At 41.9% G+C, this 17,238-nt stretch carries 8 protein-coding genes; 2 read left to right on the top strand and 6 right to left on the bottom strand.

The window, feature by feature from the left end; genetic code table 11:
- Positions 1–104: 104 nt before the first annotated feature.
- The 4 genes from AB5217_RS07385 to AB5217_RS07370 form a co-directional block, all read right to left on the bottom strand.
- Positions 105–1,472: an ATP-binding protein gene (locus tag AB5217_RS07385; protein ID WP_368112695.1), complete on the bottom strand. Its 1,368-nt coding sequence runs from the start codon at positions 1,470–1,472 to the stop codon at positions 105–107.
- Positions 1,469–2,155, bottom strand: coding sequence for a response regulator transcription factor (locus AB5217_RS07380; protein WP_004296049.1), 687 nt, complete (start codon positions 2,153–2,155; stop codon positions 1,469–1,471). Before AB5217_RS07380 ends, AB5217_RS07385 begins: the two co-directional genes overlap by 4 nt.
- 145 nt (positions 2,156–2,300) lie before the next feature.
- Positions 2,301–5,150 (bottom strand): glycoside hydrolase family 2 TIM barrel-domain containing protein, encoded by a 2,850-nt coding sequence (locus AB5217_RS07375; protein ID WP_368112696.1) that lies wholly within the window; start codon positions 5,148–5,150, stop codon positions 2,301–2,303.
- 36 nt (positions 5,151–5,186) lie between these two features.
- On the bottom strand, positions 5,187–8,504 hold the full coding sequence (locus tag AB5217_RS07370) for a glycoside hydrolase family 2 TIM barrel-domain containing protein (protein WP_229115835.1): 3,318 nt from the start codon (positions 8,502–8,504) through the stop codon (positions 5,187–5,189).
- Between the two features lie 126 nt (positions 8,505–8,630).
- Between AB5217_RS07370 and AB5217_RS07365 the strand changes: the two genes are divergently transcribed.
- Complete coding sequence (locus tag AB5217_RS07365) at positions 8,631–10,160, top strand: TlpA disulfide reductase family protein (RefSeq protein WP_195647449.1); 1,530 nt, start codon at positions 8,631–8,633, stop codon at positions 10,158–10,160.
- A 172-nt stretch (positions 10,161–10,332) separates the two neighbouring features.
- Entirely contained in the window at positions 10,333–11,835 is a 1,503-nt protein-coding gene (locus tag AB5217_RS07360) for an ATP-binding protein (RefSeq protein ID WP_004318339.1), read from the top strand.
- Here the strand turns inward: AB5217_RS07360 and AB5217_RS07355 are convergent.
- A complete protein-coding gene (locus AB5217_RS07355; protein WP_004318341.1) occupies positions 11,832–12,677 on the bottom strand; it encodes a helix-turn-helix domain-containing protein in 846 nt (281 codons plus the stop codon). The two genes, AB5217_RS07360 and AB5217_RS07355, sit on opposite strands and share 4 nt — an antisense overlap.
- Before the next feature lie 214 nt (positions 12,678–12,891).
- On the bottom strand, positions 12,892–17,091 hold the full coding sequence (locus tag AB5217_RS07350; protein ID WP_195647450.1) for a malectin domain-containing carbohydrate-binding protein: 4,200 nt from the start codon (positions 17,089–17,091) through the stop codon (positions 12,892–12,894).
- Positions 17,092–17,238: the final 147 nt, after the last annotated feature.

Raw genomic sequence — 17,238 nt, 5'->3', positions numbered from 1 at the left:
TAGTTACTAACTGCATTTATTAATTCGATGCAAAAGTAAGGAGGACTTCACCGGGAAGCTGTTAGAGAATGATTAGAGTGGTATTAGAAAACGATTAGAATTTCTTAGATATGCGGGAGCCTCACCACAAAGGTAGTGCCCTCATCCTTATGGGAAGATACGGTAAGTTCGCCTTTGTGAAGGTGGATGATCTTTTGTGTCAAGGCCATACCTATACCATTTCCGGGAGCAATATTCTTGTTTTCTCCGCGATAAAACAGTGTAAACAGGTTTTCTTTATCCGTATCAGACATGCCTACACCGGTATCTGACAGGCGGATGATTGCCCATTGCTCCCAATAGGCTATCAAGACTGACGAAGTTCGGTTGGAAGAATATTTGCAGTTATTCTCTACCAAATTCACAAAAGCAGTGGTCAGTAAATAACTGTTTCCAATTACTGTCAGCACATTATCTTCTTCAGCTTCTTGCTCAAATACTAATTCGATGTGATAATCCGGATGGGCTTTTAATACCAGCTCTCTGGCGTCCAGCAACAGCTCGTCTAAACGAACCTCTTCCATTGTGATCTGTTCCGACTGATAGTCCGCTTTTGCCAAATTCAATAATCCGTCGATCAGGTTTACAATTCTGTGAGAATCCTGCAATGCATTGCCGATAGCTATCTGATATTGCTCGGAACTTCGTTCTTTCAATAAAGCTAAATCCAGTTCAGCTGTAAGGGCTGCCATAGGAGTACGTAATTCATGAGATACATTACTGACGAACATCTTTTGTGAATTGAAAGACTTTTCCAGGCGCTCCAACAATGCATTGAATGTCGTACTCAATTCTCCCAGTTCATCCTGTTCATTTTTTACAGGCAATCTTTTATCAATATGCGATGCTGTGATTTTTTCCGCTTCTTTCACTATATTACGTATCGGTTTTAAAGTGCTTCGAGACAGGATATACCCCACAACCACCAATACGCTCAATCCACCGATAAATAGGAGAATGAGCATGTTTCTTAGCGCATCCCGGTTGGCGTATCCATAACCGTCGTAGGCTGCGGCGGTAACCACATAGTCTTTGCCCTCAAACGGATACACCAGTCCTATAGCCTGATATTCATCTACATAGAAATTGATGTTCTTCCGCTGTAAAATACGCTTTATCATCTCCGGTGTTTCTTTGACAATATCGTTTTGCAGAGCGTCGTGATATAATATTTTAAAATCTGTTGTATAGACGGCAACCTCTACTTCATCAATAAACTTCTGATTATTCAGGTATATAGACTGCATGGTTTTGGCATCTACTTGATTTTTAAGGAATAAATGTGCTTTGGTTATAGCTTCACTTTGAAGATTACGAAAGAAAGCATTACTACGCGAATGTTCACTGACATAGTAGACAGCCATCACAAAAACAAAGAATACCGCAGCTGTAAGCCCTGCATATTGTAGAGTCAACGTTGTTCTGATCTTCATAATTTATCAGTCAGTATGAAACCCATTCCGGCTTTGGTATGAATAAGTTTCGGTTCAAAGTCCCTGTCTATCTTTTTGCGGAGATAGTTGATATATACATCTATGAAATTCGTTCCTGTATCAAAATGGGTGTTCCATACTTTTTCTGCTATTTCAACCCTGCTCAATACTCTTTCGGCATTTTCTACCATATATAACAGTAAGTTGTATTCCTTAGGAGAAAGTTTTATGGATATGCTGTTTCGTTCTACGTCTTTACGTTGAAGGTCAATACGCAAATCTGCATAGACAAGTTCCTGCGGCAATTCCTGTGCATTACCCGCCACACGTTTCAACAGCACTTTGATTCTGGCATTTAACTCTCTGAAATCAAAAGGTTTCACCATGTAATCGTCTGCACCGGCATCGAAACCGTCCAGTTTATCGTTCGTCGATCCTAATGCCGTCAACATCAATATAGGGATATGGGGATTGGTTTTGCGAATTTCTTTCGCCAGTTCAAATCCGTCCATCTTAGGCAAAACGATGTCAGATATAACCAGATCGAATGTGTGCGTCTGGAAAAGCCGTAACCCCATTAGTCCGTCATAAGCCACCATTGTCTGATAGCCATTTTCCTCCAGTCCGTTCATCAGCAAACTTGCAACCCGGGGTTCATCTTCTATAATTAGTATTGTGTACATAGGAAAGAATTCATTAATCTGAATGTATAAAACGAAACAAAAATAATGATTATTCCCCACTTATAGCCTTTTTCCTTGAAAAATCGGTGAGAAGGCCAAATAAAAAAGGTACCCAACGCAATGTGGATACCTTTATATGATTCATTTACATAAACCGGAAAATGACTCGTCCGGTTTGTGGACCATTTACCCATTTCGGTTGTGAAGAGGGACCACACAAATCGGTGGAGTTTACTTTATTACGTACCGGAGGAATCACGTTCAGGACAGAGATTCCGCTTTCGGGGAGAGTATAAAGCAAACGGTCGCGGCCATCACGAGGCTGATATACTCCGATATACGCGTCGGAAGTTTCGTTTGTCAGACTGATAGTGCCTTCTTTCGTTTGGATATTCATCCAGGAAACATCACCAAAGTATCCTTTGAATTCGGGATATGTGAAGGTCTCACCCGGAATAGGATCGTTATAGTCGTTTTCCCATACATCGTATTGCGTTCCGTGAATACGGTTTTGCCATACACGGTAAGGTCCGGCACCCAGCCAGCGTTTGCTGATTACCTGATCTTCAGGATAGTCGAAACGAATACCCATCAAATCTACAACACCGGAGAAATTGTAGGTGTAATCCAAAGCCAAATCCCCACTCGGGTTGATTGTCCATTGAGCTTTATCCAAATTACCCAGTTTATAATTGGCGGTAACAACCAGATTACCTCCGTCTTCTTTCACATCCAGTTTCGTAAATACGGCAGCATCCGGGAATTCGCTGTATGTGCGGTCTTTTTCTTTTGCTTTCTCATCATCATGGTTATAGAACTGATCCAATGAGCGGTCTGCACGACGGGCTCCGATGAAACGGGGACCATTGGCGAAACTAATCTTACGATTATCTACAGATACTCCTTTTAGTTGTCCGTCTTTCTTTGAGAAGATGAATGTACGCTTATTCGCTTTCACAGTAAGATCATTTTCTGTCTCTGTATAAGTAGGACGACTGGACAAGGGAGAAAGCTGTTCTGTCTGTTGATTCAGTTTGTTGACCGGGAAAGTCCAGCGCCAAAGTTCATGACCGTATTTATCAATAGCTGTCAGGTAAAGAGCATCTGTATCAGCGAGGATATTTGTTCTTATATCTAAGACACCTGCCGAATGAGCAGCCACATCACTACCCTGCACCTCTCCTTCTTTCAGTACTTGAACAGCGGCATTGGAAGCATCTGTTGCCAGCGGGAATTTTACTTGCTTCCAAAGGAAACGGCAAGTATTCAGATTCAGATAATCGTAACGGTTTTCTACGGAGAATTTGCCATCAAATTGCTTGTCGATAGAAGTATTCATGATTTGCACCGGACTCCATAACTGCTTGATAGTGTAGTAGCTACCCTCCTTTTCGTGATGTGGCCCTACAATACCGTCTGCTCCAAAGTTTCCTTGATTGTCGATGAATCCGTCCATATCTACACGCTTCACGCCTTCGTCTGCCAATACCCAAAGGAATCCACCGATACAACGGGGATGCTTGCGCATCATTTCCCAATAATCGTATAATCCGGCACCATGGCCGCCATCGTACAAACCATGCAAGAATTCCGTAGGCATAAAGATTTCCGGTAAGCGCATGTAGTTCTGGCTTTCTCCGTAAGAGCGGTAATGCATGGTTTCAAAACCGGAGAAGTTACCTTGCGGGTGAATAACCGGACGTTTCTGCGGATCGTATTTATGAAACTCTCCATCCAGTTCGGTATTCCATCCTTTTTCATTACCATTACTCCACCAAATAATAGACGGATGATTCACGTCACGTTCTATCATACCTTCAATCAGACGTACTCCGGTGGGGGTATCATACTTGCCATGCCAGCCTCCCAACTCATCCATCACATAAAGTCCGAGAGAATCACAAGCTTCCAAAAATTCCGGGTCTGCCGGATAATGGCTCAAACGGACGGAATTCATATTCATGCTTTTCATCAAAAGAACGTCTTCGATATTCTTCGCTTTACTTAATGTACGGCCACTTTCAGGACGGAAACTATGACGATTGACACCACGTACATTGATACGTACTCCGTTTATATAAAGTCCGTCGCTTTCACGTACTTCAATGGTACGGAAACCAAAGTTTTCCGTACCACTATGCAGCACTTTACCGTCCTTATCCAACAGGGAGAATTGAGCTTTATAAAGATTCGGAGTTTCCGCAGTCCATAGTGCAGGGTTAGAGACATTCAGTTGCAAAGAAGTCCAGTCGCCACCCGCTTTTACAGGTACAGTGCCTTCCGCTAACTTCTTTCCTTTTTTATCTAAAATCTGTGTACGGATGCTCATTCCGTCATTAGAGATATTTGTGTAGCAGTTGGCACGGAAAGTTCCATCCATCTTTGCGTCAATGGCAATGTGCCGCAGGTTTACGGCTGGTTTCACCTCCAAGAACACCGGACGGAAGATACCGCCGAAATTCCAATAATCAGCACGACGTTCGGCAAGGTTCACACTGGCATTTTCACTCTCTTTGGCAACAGTGACTTCCAGTAAATTCTTTTTGCCATATTTCAGGAAATCCGTGACGTTGTATGAAAAACGATAGAAGGCTCCCTGATGTTTGGAACCAACTTTGCGTCCGTTCACTTTTACTTCCGTATCTGTCATTGAAGCTTCAAATACAAGACTGACCTGTTTTCCGCGAAACTTTTCCGGGACTTCAAATTCGTACTTATACATACCTTTTTCATCAGCAACACCTTCAGGAAATGGTTTTCCATAGAAAGTGATCCCATACTGATAAGTGCCGAAGCCTTGCAATTCCCAACAGGAAGGTACACCGATTTTCGTCCATTTGCCGGAATTGCGTCCGTTGGTACAAAAGAAGTCCCATTCAACCATATCGTCGCATCCGTGACCGGAGAGATATTGCCTTTCCGTTTGTGGAAGGTTTTGAGCAGCCAGGGTAGTTGCCAACGCTAAGGTCGATAATAAAGTGGTTACTTTTTTCATTGTTACTTTTATAATTGTGTTAGTTATTTATTGCTATCATTGTTTACTACTGATGCGGATATGCAGCGTATGTTCTTTTTTCTCTATGGCATATTTCTTCAATACACCCGGTCCGCAACTACTGTTTCCTAATCCAAGTACGGCAGCATCCATACTAAGAATGATTTCCGCACGTGGTTTTAAATTACAATCGTGAGTTTCTTCATAGATGTCCTGTACGGTGTAATGCAGGGCAGATGCAGAAAATACGTTTTCTACCGCGTCAACACGAATACCTTTATTCTGTTTGTCGGTCAGGGTCAGATAATGCACTTCCTCTTTGTTCCCACTATCCTGCGGACGTGGATAATGTACGTACTGTTCTGCAACGCTTCCTTTCCAAAGCCCTATCATAGCAGATGTTTTGCGGTCAGGATAGTTATCCTGTGGCCCTCTGCCATACCAGGTAAATGTATCATAAGCAGGCGCCAGACAGAATGCGATACCTAAACGGGGAATTTCAGGAAGAACTCCTTGTGGCAAGAAAGTTGTTTTCAGATCAATCGTTCCATCTGAAAAGACTGTATAGACAGAAGTAGTCACCACTTTTCCTTCTTTATATAAATTACTAGTTTGAATCCGGACAATGACCGCCCCGTCTGCACGTTTTTCATGGTGGAAAGATTCCAGATTTATCTGCGGATGATCCATTCCATGCAATTTCCAGTCTTTAGCCAACCAGTTTCCGAAGCTCTTGTCATTATCTGTCGGAGCACGGAAAACTTGAGTGACAGGCTGAACCGGAAAATCATCGGAGTGAGCCAGCATTTCTTTGTTCTTATATATAAGGGAGGTCATACTTCCGTTCACTTTCTTTTCCCACTGAACAGAAAAACCGCGTCCGCTAATCAATAAAGATTTATCATCCTCTTTCACCTGAAGTATTCCTTTATTAATCAGATCAGTAGAGGCTAAATCTCCTTTCTGCAAGCAGAATTGTTCTTGGGTCACTTCATGTCCCGCTTTTGCCCAAAGAGCATCCGATTTCAAAACAATGCTTACTTTCAGTTGGCAATCGGAAAGAGTTTTCTCCGTTTTTTTATTTGTCTTACTAATTTCCTCACTTTTATTACTTAAAGAATAAGCGCCTTTTAATGATCGGAAAGCCGGCAAATCAATTGTTTTACTTTCGCCTGGGGTTATTTCCGGCAATGTTATTTCTCCCCGTTCTTTCTCCTTACCATCCACTGATAATGTCCACAGGCAACGATAAAGTGATAAATCAATATGATGATTCCGGTTGGTTACTCTCAACTCTCCATTCTCAACTCTCAACTCAACTGGTGCATATACCTTCTTTACCTCCCAATATTTAGGCGTAGTTTCACGGTCACTCATCAGTAGTCCATTAAAGCAGAAAGCTTTTAAATTCGGCTTATCGCCAAAGTCACCGCCGTAAGCCACCATGGTACGGCCATCGGGTAATGTCTTGTAGATTCCCTGATCTACCCAATCCCATATAAAACCACCCAGCATACGGGGATTACTATATATCTCATCCCAATATTCCTTGAAATTTCCTAATGCATTCCCCATGGAATGTGCATATTCACTCGTCATCACCGGACGGTCGTCATTGGTACGCTCCGCAATCTCCAGCAACCGTTCCCAACGTGCATTTTCAGCGCGTTCTTTATCCTCTCCTTCTGCAATACCGGGATTTAAATATTCCTGTTTCACCCGGGTATAAAAGCGGCTGATAACATCTACCGTCTTCGGGTCAGGATTTCCGTCCACTCCCTGTGCCCCCTCATAGTGTACAGGGCGAGTGGGATCGAAATCATGCAGCCATGCCGAAATAGCAGCGAAGTTCGGTCCGTAACCGCTTTCGTTTCCCATGCTCCACATTACAATACATGGATAATTCTTATCACGTTCCGCCATACGGACCGCACGGTCCATAAATGCCGCATGCCAGTCGGGAGTACTTGCGAGTGTGCCACGCAATCCGTGTTCTTCTATATCCGCTTCGTCCATCACGTACAATCCCAAGCTGTCGCATAGCTCGTACCAACGGCTGACATTGGGGTAATGGCTGGTGCGTACGGCATTTATATTCGCCTGTTTCATTAAAAGAATATCCTGAAGCATCCGTTCTTCGCTCATGACACGTGCCGTCCGTGGATCATGTTCGTGACGGTTCACTCCACGAAAACGAACCGGATTACCATTCACTAACAGTTGTCCTTTTTTGATTTCTACAGAGCGGAAGCCCACGGCCTGTTCTATCTGTTCTACGACTCTTCTTTCTTCATTTTGGAGAGTTAAGTGTAATTTATAGAGATAGGGCGTTTCTGCCGTCCATCTTTCCGGTGATTTTATAATAGCTGACAAACGTCCCATCTTACGCGGGCCACGCTGCGGATACCATTCATTCATCCGGCTTGCTTTATGTTCCAAATCAAGCATATCTTCCACATCACCTTTCAATGTGGCAACTTCTTTACCTGAAGCATCCTTCAGTACTCCCTGTAAAATATACCCTTTTCCGGTCATCCCTCGATATACACTAAATTGCGGATCAATCTGCAAAATAAAGTCTTTATAATTACCAACAGATGCGGGAAGAGTACGTACCGCATAATCACGGACATGAATATCCGGTGTATGTATCAGATGAATACTACGATGAATACCACCAAAACGCCAGAAATCCTGATCTTCCAGATAAGAACCGTCACTATATCGGTAGACTTCCAGTGAAATCTGATTTTCTCCGGATTTCAGATACTTCGTGACATTAAATTCGCTCGGTTCCATACTGCCTTGGCTATACCCTACCCGTTCGCCGTTGATCCAAACATAAAACGCACTCATTACACCTTCAAAGCGTAGAAAAGTCTGTCCATCCGCTTCCCATCCGGCCGGCAAAACAAAGGTGCGGCGATATTGCCCTACCGGGTTCCGTTCTTTATACGTGGTATAGTCAGTTTTCGGTTCTCCCATCACCCGTGGAGGATCTATTTTAAACGGATAGCCTGCTGAAACATAGATAGGCGTGCCATATCCGTTCACTTCCCAATTGGCGGGAACAGGAAAATCCGTCCAATCTTTATCATCAAAATTTATCTGATAGAAGTTCACGACTCTTTCATTGGGAACGGGAGTCCAACGGAATTTCCAGGTTCCGTCTAAAGAGATTGAGCCGTCTCCTTTCTGTACAGAGAAAGGGGTAAAAGCGGCTCTTGCCGGTTCACGATTGATCTGGAGAACATGATGATTCTCCCAATCATGCATTGTTTGTGCCTGTGTAGGACTTACAAACAATGCGCCAAGCAGTAAAGTATATATTTTCATTCGTTCTTTTTTCTTCATATCAAGTAGACGGACGAAAGGGCATTTTGTACCCTTTTCTTTTACAGAAATATTAAAGAACAATAAAAGGAGTAACACTCTATAAAGAAAAGCTTTACCTTGTGGCGTATAATTACTTCTAATATTATGATGATGAAAAAACTACTATTTAGCAGCCTCTTTTTATTTGGCAGTCTCGTTTCACAAGCACAGCACGAGTATACGATTGAAGGTAAAGTGGAAGGTGTAAAGGATGGAACTCTTGTTTCTCTTTTTCTACTTGACGGAAATGTAGGAAGTACAGTAGCCATGGATACCATACAAAACGGTACTTTCTTCTTCAAACGAAATGCCGGAGAAGATGGTTTAGACAAATTATCTCTAATGTGTACCCGTAATGATGATTTTCCTTCCATGTCGCTGGAGATTTATGCGACTCCTAATGCAAGAATCAAAGTAACCGGAACGAATACCTTGATACATACGTGGACAGTAGACAGCCCTGTAAAGGAACAAATAGAATATAATAGGTTTATTGAAGATTCACACGATTTATGGGATGAGTATCAACGTTTGTCTATCAAAGCAAGAAGCCTGCGTTCTGCCCCGGAAGCCGAACAGAAGGCTCTACGTGTGAAAGAAGACAGTATTTCAGCTTTAATCAGCAAACGTGAAATGAAACTGATGCAGGAACTTCCTGTATCAAACATTTGGATGGACAGGCTATATAAATTGAGCATGTCAGTGAAGTACAATCCAAATTTCTCTTATAAAGATGAAACACTGGCTTTGTATAATAGAATGAATGAAGCACAAAAAACTTCTATAACAGGACAGGAAATTGCAGTTAATCTTTTCCCGCCTACAGTTGTGAAAGAGGGAGATAAAATGGCAGATACCGAACTTTTCGATTTGGATGGAAAGATTCATCATCTGACTGATTTCAATGGAAAATATATATTGCTTGATTTCTGGAGTAGCGGTTGCGGTCCTTGCATTATGGCTTTACCAGAGATGAAAGAGATTCAAGAACAATATAAAGAGCGTCTTACTATCATTAGTCTAAGCTCCGATACGAAAAGCAGGTGGAAGGCAGCTTCGGCAAAACATGAAATGACCTGGCAGAATTTAAATGACTTAAAACAAACAGCCGGATTATACGCTAAATATGGAGTTCGAGGTATTCCCAACTATGTCCTTATCTCTCCCGAAGGTAAAATCATGAAAATATGGTCGGGTTATGGCAAAGGCAGTTTGAAACTAAAAATGCGCAGGTATCTGGATGCTGTCAAACATGAAATGAGTATTACATGGCAAGGAAATACAAAAGTCGTTAACTATCCTGTGTCGGAATCAACCAATACCGATATTCTTGAAGTCAAGCAAGTGGTACTGACAGACACCGCTACCACCGTACATTTCAACGCTTATTATATTCCCAAATACTGGATACGAGTCAGCCCGAATTGTAGATTGGTAGATGAGAAAGGTGAAATGTATACCTTAAAGAAAGCAGATGGGATTAAACCCGGTGAGCACTTTTATTTGCCTGAAAGCGGCGAAGCAGAATTTTCACTCACATTCGAACCGTTGTCTTCTTCTGTGCAATCATTCAATTTCACTGAAGGAACAGAAAAAAATGACTGGCAAATAAACGGAGTGAGGCTTAATAAATGAGTATCGAATCTTAAAAAAGGAATATCGTATTAACATTCAATGTGTTGCAAATTAAAATAGCTGTATAAACAGGTACAAAAGGTTTGTTGAAATAATGTTTTCTTCAGTAAAATGGCTTTCTTTGTTATGAATTTAATTATTATCTTGTACATTGAACGAAAAATAACAAAATATGGAAGCGAACGGACAAACACTCTACAATGATGATTTGCTTAATATCCTGCCTGACGGAGTTATCATATTGGATATAAATAGAGAAGTCATACAACTGAATCAGCAAGCTCTTACGGAACTTCATGTACATTCGTCAGTCAATGCGATGATGCCTCTTCCGACCAACAAGATATTCAAGCTGTTAAATAAGAAAGAAGATATACTCTCGACCATTTTGGAAGAAATCCGTCAGGGCAAAAAAGTATACTCGCTGCCTGAACATACATTTATGCAGGAACAAGTTGACTATACACAATTCCCGATAAGAGGAGAATTTGCTACAATGGAAAATGAAGAGGGCGAAAAAAACATCTTATTCTTTTTCCGCAATATTACAGTAGAACTTACACAGGAATATATTCTGAATACTGCTTTGCAAAGAACCAGAATCTATCCATGGTATTATGATATAAGCCGGAGTGAATTTACTCTTGACGATCGTTATTTTGAACATTTAGGTATTCCAGCCGGAGAGAATAATACTTTGACAATGGAGGAATATGTGAATATGATTCATCCGGACGATCGGCAAACTATGGCTGACGCCTTTGTTGTACAACTTAGTGGTAATACAACTTTTGACAAAACAGTTCCATTCCGTTTGCGCCGGGGGGATGGTACTTGGGAATGGTTTGAAGGGCAGTCAACTTATATTGCAAACATATCCGGTCATCCCTATCGGTTAGTGGGAATCTGCTTGAGTATTCAGGAATATAAAGACATAGAAAACACCTTAATCGAGGCACGTAAAAAAGCAGAAGAAAGCGATCGTCTTAAAATGGCATTTTTAGCCAATATGAGTCATGAAATCCGTACGCCGCTGAATGCAATAGTCGGCTTTTCTGATGTTATAGGTTCTACTTATGATGAGTTAAGTGAAGAGGAACGTGCCGATTTCGTGCGACTAATCAGCATCAATAGCGAACATTTAGTACGATTGATTGACGATATACTTGATTTGTCCAAGATTGAATCAAACACTATCAAGTTTACTTATTCCAATTATTCCCTCAAATCCATAATGAAGGATATAGAGAAAGAGCAGGTCGTGAAAAATGTGCCGGAAATCGAAATAAAAGCAATCTTGCCGGATGATGATATTTACATAACTACTGACGCTACACGCTTGAAACAAGTAATATGCAATTTCATAAATAATGCCCGGAAATTTACAGAAGAAGGATATATTCATTTCGGTTTTATGGTTAATCCGGAAAATGACGATTCAGTTTGTCTGTTTGTGGAGGACACGGGGGAAGGTATTCCCCAAGAATGCCAGAAAGAAATATTCGACCGTTTCTATAAAGTCAATACTTTCAAGCAGGGTACGGGGTTGGGACTCTCTATCTGCAAAACGATTGTAGAACATCTGCAAGGGAGTATTTCTGTTGTATCAGAAGTAGGAAGAGGCAGCCGTTTTACCGTTACATTACCACTCGAAAAACAGCCGGTGGAAGCTTAATGTCCTCTGTATTCCTGTGGGGTAACACCCGTATGTTGCTTAAAAAACTTATTGAAGAAAGAGATATTATTAAATCCCAAAGATAAGGCAATATTCTTCACCGGTTCATTGGTTGACTTCAGCCGGGATTTGGCATCCATCAGAATGATGGAAGCTATGACTTCCAAAGGAGTGTTTCCTGCAACCTTTTTTATTGTTGAACAGAAATGCGGCAAGCTAAGTCCTAGATGTTCGGCATAAAAAGAGGTTCCGTGATGAATAGTATAATATTTCATGACCAATTGCAAAAAATCCTGATAAATCTCGTACTTTCTTGACTGGGAAGATAAATACAAGTTATTTTGCATTTTATAAATTTCAGTGGCTCCCTGAAGGAACATGGTAAGAACCGCCTTTACTATTTCCTTGTTTGCCAATGTTTTTGGAGAAGCATACGAAAGAATTGACGATTCATAGAACATTTTATAACTGCAAGCCTGCAATGGAGATAATCTTATTATCGGATTTTCCATAATTATAGGGAGAAGATGTTCTGTAGACTTCATTAGATTTATACCCTCTATGAATCCGGATGAGAACCCGGCATAATAGATATGAATATCCGGTGAAAAATCAAGAATTTCCATAAAATATCCGGGCGGTAAGGTTATCAAATCATTTTCACCAATATTTTGAAGATTCCCATTGATTGTCGTTTGCATTATCCCTTTTACACAAAGAATGAAAAAACCGGCTTTTACCCTGCAAGGAAAGTTTTTATACCTTTTTAATAAATTTATCCCATACCCTTCTCCAACCATATAATCAGACGGCAAATCAAAATTAGGTAAATCGCTCTCCATTGTGTTATTTTGTTTTTGATTTCAAATATAGGGATTATTTGAAGTTTCTCCCTCGAATAATTAAAATCAGAACATCGAATCTTAAAAAAATAACATCTATATTTTATTTATAAGAAAGTATCAGAATATGAAAAGCAGGACACCGGAAGTATATTCAAACTTCTTAATGTCCCGCTTCTATTTTTCTGTTTATATGTGTGTTTTTCTAAAAAACTTATTGAACATCCAATGCATCGAATGCCAGACCGTCCATATTTTCTGCCGAAAGTAATACTTTGTAATGTCCGGCATTGATAAAGGTTCCGGTAGTGGTGCTCATCATCTTCCATTTATCCGGTGTTTCCGGGAAGTTCAATATGTCCTCTTTCAATACTACTCCTTTTGAATCAATGAATTTCATCAAGACAGGTATTGGCTTTCCGGTAGTGTTCATATATTTAAAGCGAAGCGCGTACACTTGCGCCAACCCGGTAGAAACATTCCATTCAATGCTGTTGCCTTTTCCTTTACCAAAAAACACTCCGATCTGTTTGCGATGTTCTTTCTTTTGGAATTTGCCTTTCAGTACAGCCATTTCCGCTTCGTATGATATACTGACACGAGCATTTTTGTCTTCCGGAAGCAACTCTTTCGGAGTCTTTTCCATCACTTCTTTATCCGCCTTTTCCCAGCTCCAACCGGATGCAGGGAATACCGTCGGTTTCAGTTCCTGATCTGTGCTGGCAATAGCAATGCCTGAAATCAAGGCTTGTCCTGCTTTCACTTCCGGGAAATGAATTTTCAACATTCCACCTCTCACTGTGGCATATACCACTTTCTTACAAACTCCATCGTGACCGCTTTCAGCCCAAATATCCAAGTCATCTAATACAATAGAATCATTCACGGCAACATCAAATATACGCAGTCCTTCACAGTCGGTAGAAGCGCTTCCGCCCGTACCATGCCACGGCTCTGTGAAATACAGTTCAATACGATATGTTCCGTCTGCCACAGGGAAACGATATTCCAGTTGGTGACGTCCGAAGCGGAAATGTTGGAATAACGTCCAGTCACGAGTGCCATGAATCGGATCATTGGTGGTACGTTGACTGGCAAGATAAGGATTCAGATCCTTGAAATTCTCCGCCCATGAACGGGAATAATTCGTATTGTCCTGCAACCAGAGCTGTCCGAAACTATCTGTATAATCATCCCCTCCACAGTTGAGACGATACAGATAATTATATCCTGTCTCTCCTTTCAATATCTTTTTATCATCCTGATAAAGAAGTTCGAAGTTAGGGGCTTGCTCCAGACCATTCAATAGGATCAGGTCTTCTGCTACCGGTTTACCTTTATAATATCCTACTGCACGAAGTACGTTATAACGAATATCCCGGTTTTCCCACATAAAATGAGTGCCTGTTCCGTTGTTCTTTTTACGTCCGAGGAAGGTTGCCTTTTCATTTGTCAGATCGTTGTATAGCAATACAGAATCACAATTGCTGTAAGCCTCGATAGTGGCACGGCGACGTCCTTTTTCAAAACGGTTGGCCCATGTATGTGATACCAGGTAAACCATCGGGTCTTTTGCAGCCGGAACATAGTTGGCGCGATACATATAATATATGTCTAATGGTTCTTCCCACGGAGTAACCAATCCTTTATAATTGAACGGACCTACTTTATCTATCTTGCGATACGCTTCATCCGGTTGACGACGTCCGGGATTATCATGACTGCTGTATATCCACTGGAATTGTCCGCAAACACTATCTTTAGCCTGTTCTGCCAAACGGATTTTAGTTTCCATCAGCTGACACATACGGTCTTCACTCCACACTCCGTTCACCTGGAAATCTCCCGGTTCCGTATGCAGGTCGATACTTCTCCACGCTCCATATTCCCCGTTCAATAATTGGTTCGTTTGAGAGAGTTCACGACCGTATTTCGTCACATCTCCTCCATACGTACCACTCCAATTTTGAATTACATTCCAGTCTGTACCTTCACCGCCATTACAGGTTGTTATGACACGCATTGTCTTTGCAGTCGGATCCATCTCCCGAATAATATCACTGCACTCCTGTGCAAACTCACGAGGCAAAGTGCTTTCATTCTGCAATCCCCACATCACCACTGACGGGGAATTACGACGTTCTTTCACCCATTGACGAAGCAACTTTTTAAAGTTCTCACGAAACTCCGGAGTGTCATACCACACATGGGCGGAAAATTGTGTCCAAAACAAGATTCCCTCTTCATCCCAGTACTTCTGATAATCGAGATGATGGGGCTGATGAGCATCCCGGAATGCATTGAAACCGGCCGCACGTATCTGTTTTACCCTTGCAGCAACCTGTTCATTGCTGAACGCATGGCTTTGTCCGAACTGATGCTCATACTCGCATACTCCATTGATAAACACGGGCTTCCCATTCAGGTAAAAACGTCCGTCTCCATCGTTTCGTTTTACCGGCCAGCTAATGGTACGAATGCCGAAAGGTGTCGAAATTTCATCAGTTGTTTTCGTATCACGCTTAATCATGCTGGCCAATTTATAGAGATATGGATTTTCCGTATTCCACAAGACAGGATTCTCAACAGGAGCCTGCTGGCGAATCACTTTCATTTCTCCCGGAGCTAAAGTAACTTTCTCAACCAAACGGAAAACTTGTTTTCCATCGGCATTGCTTAGTTTATTGACTAACTCTACCGTTTCTGTTGTTTTACTATAATTCTTGACCTCTGTTTCTACAAATACGTTAGCAGCCTTTTCGTCATTCCAAATATGTACACCGAAAGGTTCTATGCGAATCTCATCTGTTACTTCCAATACCACAGGACGAAAGATTCCTAACGGCTGGGAACCCTCACTGAATCCCCATTCCGACGAACATCCCCCACATACCCAAGGCATATCGGCAATCATTTCAGGATGCTCGGCTTTCACTTCCAGGCGATTTACTCCCTGTTTCAATTCATCTGTGACATCCAAAGTCAATGTGGTGCGCCCTATGGGATGGCGACCGAAATTCTTTCCGTTCACTGTAATGGTGGCGTATGTACCCACTCCGTCAAAACGAAGGAAATACCGTTTCCCGGATTTTACATCTGCCGTGAAATCTTTCACATACATAGCTGTTCCATGCAGGTTTCCATGTGTCAACTGACGGTATCCATAATAATCGTCCCAATTATGAGGAATATTCACCGTTTTTGCAGGCATCATAAAATTACCTTTCAAATGAGTTGCCTCTGTAATCCAGGTTTTCCAACCTTCATTCAATGTCATGATTTGCCGGCGATTCTTACTCTCCGGAACCGGGAAACGGACAGCCGAACGTCCCATTGGCTTACTGGTAGCAATGGCAATGCCACGTTGCTCTGCGTTGTTTACTGCACAATAGAAATGATAAACCACTCCGTCATGTTTCACCACATAGCTCTTATGAGCAAACAGTTCATCGTAGTTCTTGGAGGGGATAATCAGGTCGGCCCCTTTCCAGTCGGTCCAGTTCACTAAATCATAGCTGGCGGCAAATGTATTGAATGCTTTATATTTACGCGAAGGTTCAAAAGCAGAGAAATAGAACATCACATACACATCTCCCATCTTTTGGATATGCGCATCTCCTGTAATGGTTCCATCTGCTTCGTGCGCGAAGACCGGATTGCCGGAGTAGCGTTTCCATGTTTTCATATCTTTGGAAAGCGCAATGCCGACACGTTCGCCTTTTAAATCCGTTTCCGGATGACGCCCGCCCGCGTTGTAATACATTACAAACGGAGCTCCCAATGTTTTATCTTTATCCCAATAAACGGTACTCTTATATTGAGTCAGTTTTTCCCACCATTGGGCATCTTTATCATGGATGCTCAAAATCGGTTTGTCCAGAGATTCCCATTCATGTGCCGTAGAAATATCTCCTTTCGTCCATGCCAGTCCGACATAAAGCGGGGCTTTTACAGCTTCGTAACCCGTTCCTTCACCACCGATATAAGTCATCCAATGGCGACCTTTATAAGTCTGAAGCTCATAGCTTCCACCCCATTCCATATCCGGCAATGCAGGAAATCCGCCACGCTGATTGCAGTCCCATTTTCCATCCCGATAAGAAAGAACCCGTCCCAAAGTGCGCCATTCGAGCAAATTATCACTTTCTGCTATCCACGTTTCGTAACCACGACCATCGGTTCCACCTTTACCGTTGTAAACCACATAAGTCATCAGCCACTTGTCTCCTTGGCGAAAAACGGTAGGACAATCAATCTTATGATAATTGTCTGCCGGGGCAACTGCAAGCCCGTATTTGTATGGTGTCTTTACTTCCTCATAAATCTGCTCCATTCGTTCCTGCGGAACTTCCCGTTGCGCATATAGAGAGAAAGTGGTGGCTATACTAAAAACTGCCAGCAATAACTTCTTCATGATACTTTTTCTAATCGTTTAATACTTAAATAGTGCATAACCACTAAATGATAATTTTGCGGAGTGCCCTGAAAGGGCTTAATTATATAGCGTAGGGCAACGCCCTACGTAAAAACGGCAATCTGAATTTGCGCCCTGAAAGGGCAT

The organism is Bacteroides sp. MSSM.1001136sp1_RTP21357st2_D2_RTP21359_211015 (assembly GCF_040913205.1).
GTDB classification, from domain to species: Bacteria; Bacteroidota; Bacteroidia; order Bacteroidales; family Bacteroidaceae; genus Bacteroides; species Bacteroides ovatus.
This window is presented reverse-complemented; position numbering and strand designations above follow the sequence as displayed.